Source organism: Streptomyces sp. KLMMK, from assembly GCF_036961605.1.
GTDB classification, from domain to species: domain Bacteria; phylum Actinomycetota; class Actinomycetes; order Streptomycetales; family Streptomycetaceae; genus Streptomyces; species Streptomyces telluris.
In genome coordinates, this window is the sequence record NZ_JBAMDC010000181.1 from 1 (window position 1) to 13106 (window position 13106).

The following is a 13106-nucleotide window of genomic DNA, read 5'->3' on the forward strand; positions in this document are numbered from 1 at the left end:
CAGCCGCACCCAGACGCCCTGTTCGAGGTCGGCCGCGTCGGTCCCGGCGACCGCGGCCGCCTCGGCGGCGCACTCCGCTTTGAGCAGGGGGCTCAGCCGGGTCAGGAGATCGCTCTGCGTCATGCGAGGCGTGACGTGCGGCCCGGCTCCGGCGGTTCCGGACCGCCGGACGATCACCCTTGCGGGTTACCCCTTCAGAAACGCGTCCCGCGCGATCGCCGCGGTGTCGCAGTTGTCCGAGAAGATGCCGTCGATCCCGGTCGCGAAGTACGTCTTGAACGCCGCGAGCGCGTCACCGTACCCGTTGGGGTCGGTGCCCCGCCGGAAGTCCGCCGGCAGGAAGCTGTTCTCGTTGCGCATGGTGTACGGGTGCAGGAGCAGCCCGGCGGCGTGCGCGTCGCGCACCAGCGTGGTGGGCTTGGTCAGCTTGTCGTTCTTGTCCCGCGGGATGATCAGGTTCAGCCACGGGCCGATGCCCTGGGCGAAGCCGGAGACCCACTTCAGGCCCTTGGGCGTGATCAGGTCGGCGACCGTGCGCGGGTCCTTGGCCTCGACGAAGTCCCACGGCTGCGTCGTGAGGTCGTCCAGGAGGAGCACCTTGGGGCAGTCCACGCCCAGCCGGTTCAGCCGCTGGAGGCTGCTCGGCTCGAAGGACTGCAGGAAGGTGTGGGCGTTGCGGCCCGAGCGGTTGTAGCGGCGCAGCAGCTTGGCGAGCCGCTCCTCCAGGCCGAGGCCGGCCTTGCGGAAGTAGGTGGGGTGCTTGGTCTCGATGTGCAGCCAGATGCGCCGGCCGCGCTTGCGGCCCTGCTCGTCGGCCCACTTCAGGACCTCTTCGAACGTGGGCACCTGCCAGACGCCGTCGTAGAGGGTGTTGTGCTGGCGGGTGCCGGGGATGCGCTCCTTGGCCCGCAGCGTCTTCAGCTCGGCGAGCGTGAAGTCCTCGGTGAACCAGCCGGTGTGGGCCTCGCCGTCGACGGTCTTCGTCGTCCTGCGGGAGGCGAACTCCGGGCGGGAGGCGACGTCGGTGGTGCCGGTGATGTCGTTCTCGTGACGGCACACGAGGTGCCCGTCCTTGGTGGGGACGAGGTCCTGCTCGATGACGTCCGCGCCGTTGTCCAGGGCGAACTGGTAGGAGCCGAGGGTGTGCTCGGGGCGGTAGCCGCTGCCGCCGCGGTGGCCGATGACAGTCGGCTTGGGCAGGTCCTTGTACGAACCGCCGGTGCCGCCGCCGTGGGCGCGCTCCGCGGCCTGCCCGCGCTGCGCGGCAGAGGCCGTGCCCGCTCCGCCGCCGAGGACGACCGCTCCCGCGCCGAGGGCCGCCGCGGCCCCCAGAAGGGTGCGCCTGCCCGGCCGCTGCTCCTGATCCATGAACGCTCCTTGCTTGCGCGTCCCGGCGCCGTTCCGGCACCCGTCGGACGCGCCGATCGTAAACATGTACGACTTCCGTCTGTGAAGACGAAGGTCAAACGGCGTGCAAACTCCTGTCAACACTCCGTATCGCGTCCCCCTACCCGGGGTGCGCAAGGCCCATACCGGCGAGTATGGTCACTCCCCTGCGCAGGCATGCGCCGCACCGACCATCACGACCGGAGGGCCTCCGTTGTCCCGCATCTTGCTCAAGGCGTTCCTCGGATTGCTCATGCGCGTCCTGTACCGCCCCAAGGTGGAGGGCACGGAGCGCATCCCCGGCAGCGGGCCGGTCATCCTGGCGGGCAGCCACGTGACGTTCGTCGACTCGCTCTTCCTCGCGCTGGTGGTCAAGCGGCAGGTCTTCTTCATCGGCAAGGACGAGTACGTCACGGGCAAGGGGATCAAGGGCCGGCTCATGGCCTGGTTCTTCCGCAGCTCCGGCATGATCCCGGTGGACCGCGACGGCGGCCGCGGCGGCGTCGCGGCGCTGATGACCGGCCGCCGCATCCTCGACGAGGGCAAGGTCTTCGGCATCTACCCCGAGGGCACCCGCTCCCCCGACGGCCGCCTCTACCGCGGCCGCACCGGCATCGCCCGCCTCGCGCTGATGACGGGCGCGCCGGTGGTGCCGTTCGCGATGATCGGCATGGACAAGGTCCAGCCGGGCGGCAAGGGCATGCTGCACCTCGCCCCGGTGACGGTGCGCTTCGGCGAGCCGCTGGACTTCTCCCGCTACGAGGGCATGGACCGCGACCGCTACATCCTGCGCGCCGTCACCGACGAGGTGATGAGCGAGGTCATGAGCCTGTCGGGCCAGGAGTACGTGGACGTCTACGCGACCAAGGCCAGGGCCTCGAAGGCCGCCTGACGTCACATCACCTGACGGGGACTAGCCCAGGCCGATGCACTGGGGCTGGAAGGCCGGGTCGGCCGGACCCTTGCGCCCCAGCGCGTTGAGCACCCACTGGGCGACGACCGGGTCCTTGGTGGCCTGGTCGTGCATGAAGAGGTCCAGCTTGCACTTGTCCTGCAGCACGACGTTCGTGACGCGCTCGGCCGGGCCGTTCAGCAGGGCGCTGGTGTAGGGGATGACGACCTCGTCGTAGCGCGTGGTGACGACGGTGTAGTCGGGACCGGCCGGCGCCTCCTCGCCCTCGTTGAGCTTCTGCATGAAGTCCGAGCCCCAGCGCTGGTCGGCGCAGGACGGGCAGAACGTCCAGCCGGCCGGGATGGCCAGGGGGTTCTTCGTGCCGTGGTTGGACGGGACGATGCCGACGAGGTCGTCGACCTTGTCCGCGCCGCCCAGGAACTTCACGTAGTAGCGCGGCATCATGCCGCCCTGGCTGTGGCCGACGAGGTCGACCTTCTTCGCGCCCGTGGCGCGACGCACGGTCTCCACGAAGTCGCGCAGCTCCTCGGCCGACTGCGGGACCGGGGCGGTCTCCAGCTTGCCGTAGTTGAAGGCGAAGACGCAGTAGCCCGCCTCCTTCAGCTTCGGCGAGAGCGCCGACCAGTTCTCGCCCATGACCTTGAAGGTGCCGTTGACCAGCACGACGGGCTCGGGGTGGGCCGAATCCGGCTTGCAGGACCAGTCGTTGGCCCCGCGCGGCGGGGTGTCGAGGACGGAGGCGGAGGCCGGGGAGGCGGCGAGGCCCGTGAGGCCCAGGGCCGCGGTGGCCGCTGCGGCGAGCAGCACTCTGACCGTTCTGCGAAGGCGCATGAGGGGGGTGTCCTTTGGCAACGGGACGGCGGGGGACCACCGTCGGAACCGAACCATGTTCGACAATGTCGACCAGTGGTCGTGATCGTTGCCCGCGAGTAAACATCTCGTCAAGAGAAATTGTTTCAGGCATATGTCACACGGGCCGGGGCTTGCCGCCCCGGCCCGTCGTGCGCTTTGCTCATGTGAGCTGCGCCCGGCTCAAACCGGTCAGCGCGGTTCCGTTTGCTGTACCCGCGTGACGGTTCAGCCGCCGTACCCCTCCTCCAGCTTCTGCCCGCGCAGCAGGAACCACGCCGCCGCGGCCGTGGCCAGCAGCACCACCGCGCCGACGCCCGAGGCGATCTGCAGCCCGTCGACGAAGGCCTCCTGCGCGGAGGTCAGCAGGCCCGTGGCCTGGTCGGCCGGCAGCTCGGAGGTGGCTTCCACGGCGCCGCCGAGGGACTCGTGGGCCGCCTCGGCGGTCGCCTCCGGCACGCCCGCGGGGACGGCGAAGTCCCGGTAGACGCCGGTGACGATCGAGCCGAGCAGCGCGATGCCGAGCGCGGCGCCGAGCTCGTAGGCCGTCTCCGAGACCGCCGAGGCGGCACCCGCCTGCTCCTTGGGCACGCTGGAGAGGATCACGTCGGCCGTGACGGTGAAGGAGAAGCCCGCACCGACCCCCACGACCAGCAGCGCCGCCCCGAGCACCGGGTAGGCGGTGTCGGACTCCAGCCAGATGAGCACCGCGAGGGCGACGCCGATGGCCGCGAGCCCGCCGGCCACCACCGACCGCACCGAGAACCGCCGGGCGGCCCGTCCCGCGAGCAGACCCGCGGTGACCGCGCCGATCGCGGCCGGCAGCTCGGCCAGACCGGCCTCCAGCGGGCTGCGCCCCTGGACGAGCTGGAGGAACTGCGACAGGAAGAAGACCATGCCGGACAGGCCGAGGACGGTCAGCAGGTCGGCCAGCACCGCGCCCGAGAAACCCTTGTGGTGGAACAGCCGCATGTTCAGCAGCGGCGAGGGCAGGGTGAGCTGCCGGCGGACGAACCACACCAGTGCCGCCACGCCCACGGCCGCCGCCGCGGCGACGCCCCAGCCCGGGCCGTGCGTGGCGCCCTCCTTGATCGCGTAGACGACGGCGATGACGCCGGTCATCGACAGTGCCACGCTGAGCAGGTCCCACGGGCCGGGCGAGGGGTCGCGCGACTCGGGCAGCAGCTTGGCGCCGACGAGCACCAGCACGGCCATCACCGGCAGGTTGATCAGGAAGACGGAGCCCCACCAGAAGTGCCCCAGCAGGAAGCCGCCCACCACGGGCCCGACGGCGGCGCCCGCGGAGGCCATGGCCCCCCAGATGCCGATGGCCAGGCTGCGCTCCTTGGGGTCGTGGAAGATGTTGCGGATGAGCGCCAGCGTGGACGGCATCAGCGTCGCGCCCGCGACGCCCAGCAGGGCCCGGGCGGCGATCATCATCTCGGGTGTGGAGGCGTAGGCGTTCAGCACCGACACCGCGCCGAAGGCCACGGCGCCGCACAGCAGGAGCTTCTTGCGGCCGATGCGGTCGCCGAGGCTGCCCATGGAGACCAGGAGTCCGGCGATGACGAACGAGTAGACGTCGCCGATCCACAGCAGCTGGGTGCCCGTCGGCTGCAGGTCCTCGCTGAGGAAGGGCGTGGCCAGGCCGAGGACGGTGGCGTCGACCGCGACGAGGAGGACGGCCAGGGCGAGGACGGCGAGGGCGAGCCAGCGCCCGGGGCGGGGGGTCTCGGCGGGTGCCGCGAGGGTCTGCGGGCCGCCGGCGGTTCCGGTCACCGTTTCATCCTCCGCTCGGTGCCGGTCCTTCGCTCGGCGCCGCCGAGCAGCAGCTCGGCGACCATCCGGGGCATGTCCTTGGCGGCCACGCGCCGGTCCTGGACGGCCCAGGCGCCGGTGCCGATCAGGCCGTAGAGGGCCTCGGTGAGCCAGGCGGGTGTGAGGTCGAGCCGGAAGGCGCCCTCCTCCTGCCCGCGTCGGAAGAGCTCCTGGACGCGGGCGTCGAGGCGGTTCCAGCCCTCGTTGGTGCCGTTCTCGTAGAGCTGGTTCTCGGTGAAGAGGAAGGCGAGCATGCCGGCGACCGGCTCGGCCTCGTCGATCAGGCGGCGCACGGCGCCGGCCGCGTCGCCCTCCTCGATCCGGGCCGCGTCCAGGGCCTGCCCGAACTGCTCGATGCCCAGTTCCTCCAGGGCGCGGACGAGCGCGTCGCGCCCGGCGAAGTGGCGGTGGAGGGTGGCGCGACCGATCCCGGCGGCCTTGGCGATCTCGTCCATGGAGGCGGTCGCCCTGCGGGTGAGCAGGGCGGCGGCCTCCCTCAGCACATGGTCACGGTCAACACTCATGAGACGACGATAACCCGGATGAGACGCAAATGTCTCACCCGGGCTGTCATCGTCCCAGGGAAGGCGTGACCGTCTCAGGGACGGCACGGCCGTCTCGAGGGACGGCCGACTCAAGGGACGGCCCTCTCAAAGCAACAGCCGTCTCAGCCGCGCTTGGCGTCCGCCCACTCCCGCTGGACCGCCAGGTCCGCCTTGACCTCGCCGAGCTGGACCGCGACCGCGGACGGCGCGGTGCCGCCCCGCCCGCTGCGCGAGGCGAGCGCACCGGGGACGCTGAGGACGGACCGGACCTCGGGCGTCAGGTGCGGCGAGATCGCGGCGAACTGCTCGTCGGTCAGGCCGTCCAGCTCGATGCCGCGCGCCTCGCACTCCTTGACGCACTTCCCCGCCACCTCGTGCGCCACACGGAACGGCACGCCCTGCTTGACGAGCCACTCGGCGATGTCGGTGGCCAGGGAGAATCCGGCGGGGGCCAGCTCCTCCATCCGGGCGCGGTTGACCGTGAGGGTCGCCATCATCCCGGTGAAGGCCGGCAGGAGGACCTCCAGCTGGTCGCAGGAGTCGAAGACGGGCTCCTTGTCCTCCTGCAGGTCCCGGTTGTAGGCGAGCGGCAGGGCCTTGAGGGTGGCGAGCAGGCCGGTGAGGTTGCCGATGAGCCGCCCGGACTTGCCCCGCGCGAGCTCGGCGATGTCCGGGTTCTTCTTCTGCGGCATGATCGAGGAGCCGGTGGAGAAGGCGTCGTGGAGGGTCACGAAGGAGAACTCCTTCGTGTTCCAGATGATGACCTCCTCGGCGATCCGCGACAGGTCGATGCCGATCATCGCCGTGATGAAGGCGAACTCGGCGACGAAGTCGCGCGAGGCCGTCCCGTCGATGGAGTTGCCCGCCGAGCCGCGCTCGAAGCCGAGGTCGGCCGCGACCGTTTCCGGGTCGAGCCCGAGGGAGGACCCGGCGAGGGCCCCCGACCCGTAGGGCGAGACCGCCGTGCGCTCGTCCCACTGCCGCAGCCGCTCGGCGTCCCGGGAGAGCGACTGGACGTGCGCGAGCACATGGTGGGCGAACAGGACGGGCTGGGCGTGCTGCAGGTGCGTCCGCCCCGGCATGGCGACGCCGGCGTGGGCCTCGGCGAGGCCCACGAGCGCCTCCTGCAGATCGGTGAGGAGACCCCCGATGATCCGGGCGTGGTCGCGCAGGTACATCCGGAAGAGCGTGGCGACCTGGTCGTTGCGGGACCGCCCGGCGCGCAGCTTGCCGCCGAGGTCCGGGCCGAGCCGCTCCAGCAGGCCCCGCTCCAGCGCGGTGTGCACGTCCTCGTCGGCGACGGTGCCGGTGAAGGTCCCGGCGGCGACGTCCTCCTCCAGCCGGCCGAGGCCGTCGAGCATCCGCTCCAGCTCGTCGGCCGTCAGCAGGCCGGCCGTGTGGAGCACGCGGGCGTGGGCACGGGAACCGGCAATGTCGTAGGGCGCGAGCCGCCAGTCGAAGTGGACCGAGGCGGACAGCTTGGCCAGCGCTTCGGCCGGGCCGTCGGCGAAACGGCCGCCCCAGAGCCGGACGTCGTCGGTGGTGCCGTTGCTCACTTGCGTGCTCCTCGTGGGTGGTGGGGGGCGGCCGGCCGCCGCGGGCGGATGCCGCTGTGCCCACCCGTGCCCCTGCGGCACGGCCGCGCACAGCGGCAGCTGGTCGGTCAGGCCAGGTCGCGCTTCGCGGCGATCTTCGAGGACAGGCCGAAGATCTCGATGAAGCCCTTCGACATGGACTGGTCGAACGTGTCGCCCGTGTCGTACGTGGCGAGGTTGAAGTCGTAGAGCGACTTCTCGGACTTCCGGCCCGTGACGACGGCCCGGCCGCCGTGCAGCGTCATCCGGATGTCGCCGGAGACGTGCTCGTTGGCCTCGGCGATGAAGCCGTCCAGGGCCCGCTTGAGCGGGGAGAACCACAGGCCGTCGTAGACGAGCTCGGTCCACCGCTGCTCGACCTGCCGCTTGTACCGGGCGAGCTCGCGCTCGACCGTGACGGCCTCCAGCTCCTGGTGGGCGGTGATCAGCGCGATGGCGCCGGGCGCCTCGTAGATCTCCCGGGACTTGATGCCGACCAGCCGGTCCTCGACCATGTCCAGCCGGCCGACGCCCTGGGCACCGGCCCGCTCGTTGAGCTGCTGGATGGCCTGCAGCACGGAGACGGGCTTGCCGTCGATCGCGACCGGGACGCCCTGCTCGAAGGTGATGATCACCTCGTCGGCCTCCCGGGGGGTGGCCGGGTTGTCGGTGTAGTCGTAGACGTCCTCGATCGGGGCGTTCCAGATGTCCTCGAGGAAGCCCGTCTCGACGGCCCGGCCGAAGACGTTCTGGTCGATGGAGTACGGGGACTTCTTGGTGGTGGCGATCGGCAGGCCCTTGGCCTCGCAGAAGGCGATGGCCTTGTCCCGCGTCATCGCGTAGTCCCGGACGGGGGCGATGCACTTGAGCCCGGGGGCGAGGGAGGAGATGCCGGCCTCGAACCGCACCTGGTCGTTGCCCTTGCCGGTGCAGCCGTGGGCGACGGTGGTCGCGCCGTGCTTCTGCGCGGCGGCGACGAGGTGCTTGACGATCGTGGGCCGGGAGAGGGCGGAGACCAGCGGGTACCGGTCCATGTAGAGGGCGTTGGCCTTGATCGCCGGGAGGCAGTACTCCTCGGCGAACTCGTCCTTGGCGTCGGCGACCTCCGCCTCCACCGCACCGCAGGCGAGCGCGCGCTTGCGGATGACGTCCAGGTCCTCGCCGCCCTGGCCGACGTCCACGGCAACGGCGATGACCTCGGCGCCCGTCTCCTCGGCGATCCAGCCGATGGCGACGGAGGTGTCCAGGCCGCCGGAGTAGGCGAGTACGACGCGCTCGGTCACGGGTTTCTCCTTACGATGCATACGCTGATGGGCATAAGTATGCACTGCACCGTATGTTTCGTCAATGGGCGACGCCGATAGCGGTACGTGGCCGGGTCGTGACGCAGACGGAGGGCCGGACCCCGAATTTGGATCACGCAGCCAAACAGGATATTTTCTTTCTGCACGCCCCACCGGGAAGAAACCGGGAGGGACGAGCACCGGGACGTGGCGCAGCTTGGTAGCGCACTTGACTGGGGGTCAAGGGGTCGTGGGTTCAAATCCCGCCGTCCCGACCAGCGAACATCGCAGGTCGGAGGCCGTTTCCTCGTAAGAGGAAGCGGCCTTCTCCGTTTCTCCGCCCGTTACGCCTGCTACGGCTGCTACGGCTGCTACGGCTGCCGCAGCTTTCCCGGGGCGACCCGCCGGCCCTCCCGCAGGACCGCCGTCACCGCGTGGACGGCCGTGATGTCGGCGAGGGGGTCCCCCGCCACCGCCACGATGTCCGCGTCGAAGCCCGGCGCGATGCACCCCTTGCGGCAGGCGACGCCGCACGCGCGGGCCGCGGCCGAGGTCGCGGCGCGCAGCGCCTCCAGCGGGCCGAAGCCCCTCTCCGCCATGGCCACGATGCTGTACGGATGGCTGCCGTGGGCCTTGAACGGAAAGATCCCCGAGTCGCTGCCGCACACCACGCCCACGCCGGCTTCCCGCATCGCGGCCATCCCGGCGGCCAGGCCGGGCAGGCGGCGGGCGATCGGGGGCGGGGGCGGCGGCGCGCCGGGCAGGGCCCCCAGGGTGAGGGAGGCGACCACGCCGAGGCGGACCATGTCGTCGAGGATGCGCCGGTCGTAGTCCACGCCGGTGTCGCTCTCGTCGCTCTCGTCGGTGATCTCGGTGACGAAGAAGCAGTGCTCGACCATGTCGAACCCGGCGGCCACGGCGGCGGCGATACCCGCCGCCGAGTGCGCGTGCGCGGTGACCGGCAGCCCGTGCCGGTGGGCCTCGCGCACGGCGGCGAGCAGTTCGGTGTGGCTGTACTGCACGTGGAACGGATCCGAGCCGGGGGTCAGGTGACCGCCGGTCACCATCACCTTCACCACGTCGACGCCCCGCTCTGCGCGCTCGCGCACCGCCGCCCGGATCGCGTCGACGCCCTCGGCCTGCCCGCCGAGGAACCAGCAGTGTCCGCGCGCGGTGGTGATCGGCGGCCCGGAGGCGAGCACGGTGGGACCGGCCACGGGGTCCTCGGCGGTCTCCTCGCGCACCCGCAGCGCGAGGTACCCCCGGTCCCCCAGGTCCCGTACGGTCGTCACGCCCGCGGCGAGCGCCGCCCGGCCCGCTTCCCGCATCCGGTCGAGCAGTTCCTCGTCATCCGCGCGCCGCAGGCGTCCCACGGCGTCGTCGCTCGCGTCGAAGGCGAGGTGGACGTGGGTGTCCACGAAGCCCGGGAGCAGCGTCACGTCCCCCAGGTCCAGCAGTCCGGCGCCCGCGGGCACGCTCCCGCCGGGGTGTACGGCGACGACCCGCCCGCCCTCGGCCAGCACCACGGGCCGTTCGACGAGCCCCGGTCCTATCCCGTCGAAGAGCTTCGCCGCGCGGATCGCGAGCATGTGTCCTCCCTTGCCCAATGACTGCTGTTGGGCCGGTGTTTACGGTGCCGACGCCCCGGGCCCTTCTCATCCTGCCCACTCCGGCGCCGCGGGAGCCCGCACCCGGCATGATTTCCCGGCCGGGAGGGGGACGGGGCGGAGTGCGGGCAGCGCGGCCGGTACGACTGATGGCGCCCCGCAAGTGCGGGACGCCATCGGCACGTTCGGCCGGGGTGGGGGCGCGGCCGGGATCCCCGGGCCGCGCCCGCGCCCTCAGCGCTCCTTCTGGGCCAGTCTGAGCAGGTGGTCCGCGAGGGCCTGGCCGCCCTTGGGGTCGCGGCTGATGAGCATCACCGTGTCGTCGCCGGCGATGGTGCCGATGATCTCGTGCACCCCCGCCTGGTCGATCGCGGAGGCGAAGAACTGCGCGGCGCCCGGCGGCGTGCGCAGGACGACCAGGTTGGCGGAGGCCTCCGCCGAGATCAGCAGTTCGCCCGCCAGGCGGCCCATGCGGGCCTCGGTCGCGGATTCGCCGAGCGGGGCCCGGGGGGTGCGGTCGCCGCCCTCCGACGGGACCGCGTAGATCAGCTCGCCACCGGTGTTGCGGATCTTGACCGCGCCCAGTTCGTCGAGGTCGCGGGAGAGCGTCGCCTGGGTGACGGACAGGCCGTCGTCGGCGAGCAGCTTGGCGAGCTGGCTCTGCGACCGGACCGCCTGCCGGCCGAGGATGTCCACGATCCGGCGGTGGCGGGCGGTACGGGTCTGCGGTACGGCCTGTCCGCCGTGGAACGGCTCCGGCTCCTGCGCCTGGGTCATCGTCTCGTCAGTCTCCGCTTCGTCGTTCCCCGAGGGTCCGGAGGGGCCGTGTCGCCCCGCCGGCCCCGTCCGCCTCGTCGGCCGCTCCGGCCGCTCACGCCCCCGCGCCGACGGCGGCAGCAGCAGCAGCAGCGTCCAGGACACCCGGCAGGGCCCGGAGGAACGTTTCCACCTCATCTTCCGTGATGATCAGCGGCGGGGCCAGCCGCACCACGTCGGGTGCGACCGCGTTCACCAGGAGGCCGGCGTCCTGTGCTGCCTGCTGCACCTTCGGTGCAAGGGGCTCGGAAAGGACAATACCCAGCAGCAGGCCCGCGCCACGGACGCGGTCGACCAGCGGGTGGCCGAGCGCAGCGATCCCGTCACGCAGCCGCTCCCCCGTCACCGCCACGCGGGGGAGGATTCCTTCGCCCTCCAGCGTGTCGAGGACCGCCAGGGCGGCGGCGCACGCGACGGGGTTCCCGCCGAAGGTGGAGCCGTGCTGACCGGGCGTCAGCAGATCGGCGGCCGCGCCGAAGGCGAGCGTCGCCCCGATCGGCAGGCCGCCGCCGAGGCCCTTGGCGAGCGTGACGATGTCGGGCTCGACGCCCTGCACCTGGTGCTCGAACCAGTGGCCGGTGCGGCCGATACCTGTCTGAATCTCGTCCAGGACGAGGAGGGTGCCGGTGGCGCGGGTGATCTCCCGGGCGGCGGCGAGGTAGCCGGGGGGCGGCACGACGACGCCGGCCTCGCCCTGGACCGGCTCCAGCACCACGAGCGCGGTGTCGGTGGTCACGGCGGCCCGCAGCGCCTCGGCGTCGCCGTAGGGGACGTGGGTGACGCCCGCGGGCAGCGGCAGGAACGGGTCCTGCTTGGCGGGCTGGCCGGTGAGCGCCAGGGCTCCCATCGTGCGGCCGTGGAAGCCGCCGGTGGCGGCGACCATGTGCGTGCGGCCCGTCCGGCGCCCGATCTTGAACGCGGCCTCGACCGCCTCCGCCCCCGAGTTGGCGAAGTACACGCGGCCCGGCCGGCCCGCGAGGGCGAGCAGCCGCTCGGCCAGGGCGACCGTCGGCTCGGCGGTGAAGAGGTTGGAGACGTGGCCGAGCGTGGCGATCTGGTCCGACACCGCGCGGACGACCGCCGGATGGGCGTGGCCGAGGGCGTTGACGGCGATCCCGCCGACGAGGTCGAGGTACGGCTTGCCGTCGGCGTCCCAGACGGTGCTCCCCTCACCGCGGACGAGGGGGATGCGCGGGGTGCCGTAGTTGTCCATCAGCGCGCCCTGCCAGCGCTGGGTGAGTCCGGCGTTGGTCACTGCTGCTTCCCCTCCGGCGCGCCCGCCGCTTCGTCGGGCACGACCATCGTGCCGATGCCCTCGTCCGTGAAGATCTCCAGCAGGATCGAGTGCTGGACCCGGCCGTCTATGACGCGGGCCGTGGTGACGCCGTTGCGCACGGCGTGCAGGCACCCCTCCATCTTGGGGACCATCCCGCTGGCCAGGTCGGGCAGCAGGGCCTCCAGCTCGCTCGCCGTGAGCCGGCTGATGACCTCGTCGCTGTGCGGCCAGTCCTCGTAGAGGCCCTCGACGTCGGTGAGGACCATCAGCGTCTCCGCGCCGAGGGCCGCGGCGAGCGCGGCCGCCGCGGTGTCGGCGTTGACGTTGTAGACGTGTCCGTCGTCGGCGCTGCGGGCGATGGAGGAGAGGACGGGGATGCGCCCGTCGTCGAGCAGGGCCTGGACGGCGCCGGTGTCGATGGCGGTGATCTCGCCGACGCGGCCGATGTCGACGCGTTCGCCGTCGATCTCGGCATAGTGCTTGGTGGCGGTCATGGTGTGGGCGTCCTCGCCCGTGAGGCCCACGGCGAGCGGGCCGTGCTCGTTGAGCAGGCCGACGAGTTCGCGCTGCACCTGCCCGGCGAGCACCATGCGGACGACGTCCATGGCCTCCGGGGTGGTCACCCGCAGGCCGGCCTTGAACTCCGACTCCAGGCCCAGCCGGTCGAGCTGCGCGCTGATCTGCGGGCCGCCGCCGTGCACGACGACCGGGCGCAGCCCGGCATGGTGGAGGAAGACGACGTCCTGGGCGAAGGCCGCCTTCAGCTCCTCGTCGACCATGGCGTTGCCGCCGAACTTGATGACGACGGTCTTGCCGTGATGCCGCGTCAGCCAGGGCAGCGCCTCCACGAGGATGCGCGCCTTGGGGAGGGCAGTGTGCTTGCGGGTCGTGCCCGCGCTGTCCGTGGTCGTCATGAGGAGTACGCGCTGTTCTCGTGGACGTAGTCGGCGGTGAGGTCGTTGGCCCAGATGACGGCGGACTCGCCGCCCTCGGCCAGGTCGGCGGTGATGCGCACCTCCCGGTAGCGCATGTCGACGAG

12 protein-coding genes and 1 tRNA gene are annotated in these 13106 nt (G+C 71.9%); 2 read left to right on the plus strand and 11 right to left on the minus strand.

Translation table 11 applies throughout. From position 1 onward, the window contains the following. Window positions 1–186 precede the first annotated feature (186 nt). Window positions 187–1368, minus strand: coding sequence for a glycerophosphodiester phosphodiesterase (locus tag V7793_RS22925; protein ID WP_336009402.1), 1182 nt, complete (start codon window positions 1366–1368; stop codon window positions 187–189). A 232-nt stretch (window positions 1369–1600) separates the two neighbouring features. On the opposite strand from V7793_RS22925, the gene V7793_RS22930 reads away from it, so the two are divergent. After that, the gene (locus V7793_RS22930; protein WP_336009404.1) at window positions 1601–2278 is read left to right on the plus strand and encodes a lysophospholipid acyltransferase family protein; all 678 of its coding nucleotides are present in this window, start codon (window positions 1601–1603) and stop codon (window positions 2276–2278) included. Window positions 2279–2299: 21 nt separating this feature from the next. On the opposite strand, the gene V7793_RS22935 is transcribed toward V7793_RS22930, so the two are convergent. The 5 genes from V7793_RS22935 to V7793_RS22955 all read right to left on the minus strand — a co-directional run bounded on the left by V7793_RS22935 (window position 2300) and on the right by V7793_RS22955 (window position 8368). After that, entirely contained in the window at window positions 2300–3130 is an 831-nt protein-coding gene (locus V7793_RS22935) for an alpha/beta fold hydrolase (RefSeq protein ID WP_336009405.1), read from the minus strand. A gap of 246 nt (window positions 3131–3376) precedes the next feature. Beyond that, complete coding sequence (locus V7793_RS22940) at window positions 3377–4927, minus strand: MFS transporter (RefSeq protein WP_336009407.1); 1551 nt, start codon at window positions 4925–4927, stop codon at window positions 3377–3379. Further along, window positions 4924–5490 (minus strand): TetR/AcrR family transcriptional regulator, encoded by a 567-nt coding sequence (locus tag V7793_RS22945; protein WP_336009409.1) that lies wholly within the window; start codon window positions 5488–5490, stop codon window positions 4924–4926. Before V7793_RS22945 ends, V7793_RS22940 begins: the two co-directional genes overlap by 4 nt. A 143-nt stretch (window positions 5491–5633) precedes the next feature. Continuing rightward, window positions 5634–7067 (minus strand): argininosuccinate lyase, encoded by a 1434-nt coding sequence (gene argH / locus V7793_RS22950; protein ID WP_336009412.1) that lies wholly within the window; start codon window positions 7065–7067, stop codon window positions 5634–5636. A gap of 107 nt (window positions 7068–7174) precedes the next feature. Next, a complete protein-coding gene (locus tag V7793_RS22955; RefSeq protein ID WP_336009413.1) occupies window positions 7175–8368 on the minus strand; it encodes an argininosuccinate synthase in 1194 nt (397 codons plus the stop codon). Window positions 8369–8569: 201 nt separating this feature from the next. On the opposite strand from V7793_RS22955, the gene V7793_RS22960 reads away from it, so the two are divergent. Then, window positions 8570–8646, plus strand: a tRNA-Pro gene (locus V7793_RS22960). Window positions 8647–8739: 93 nt separating this feature from the next. Here the strand turns inward: V7793_RS22960 and V7793_RS22965 are convergent. The 5 genes from V7793_RS22965 to V7793_RS22985 form a co-directional block, all read right to left on the minus strand. Next, entirely contained in the window at window positions 8740–9957 is a 1218-nt protein-coding gene (locus V7793_RS22965) for an amidohydrolase family protein (RefSeq protein ID WP_336009414.1), read from the minus strand. A 252-nt stretch (window positions 9958–10209) separates the two neighbouring features. Further along, complete coding sequence (locus V7793_RS22970) at window positions 10210–10752, minus strand: arginine repressor (RefSeq protein ID WP_058045220.1); 543 nt, start codon at window positions 10750–10752, stop codon at window positions 10210–10212. 94 nt (window positions 10753–10846) lie between these two features. Further along, window positions 10847–12046 (minus strand): acetylornithine transaminase, encoded by a 1200-nt coding sequence (locus V7793_RS22975; protein WP_336009415.1) that lies wholly within the window; start codon window positions 12044–12046, stop codon window positions 10847–10849. Then, entirely contained in the window at window positions 12043–12981 is a 939-nt protein-coding gene (gene argB, locus V7793_RS22980) for an acetylglutamate kinase (protein ID WP_336009417.1), read from the minus strand. Before argB ends, V7793_RS22975 begins: the two co-directional genes overlap by 4 nt. Then, window positions 12978–13106: bifunctional ornithine acetyltransferase/N-acetylglutamate synthase (locus tag V7793_RS22985; protein WP_336009418.1), on the minus strand; the 129-nt coding region annotated here is incomplete at its 5' end. The genes argB and V7793_RS22985, both read right to left, overlap by 4 nt.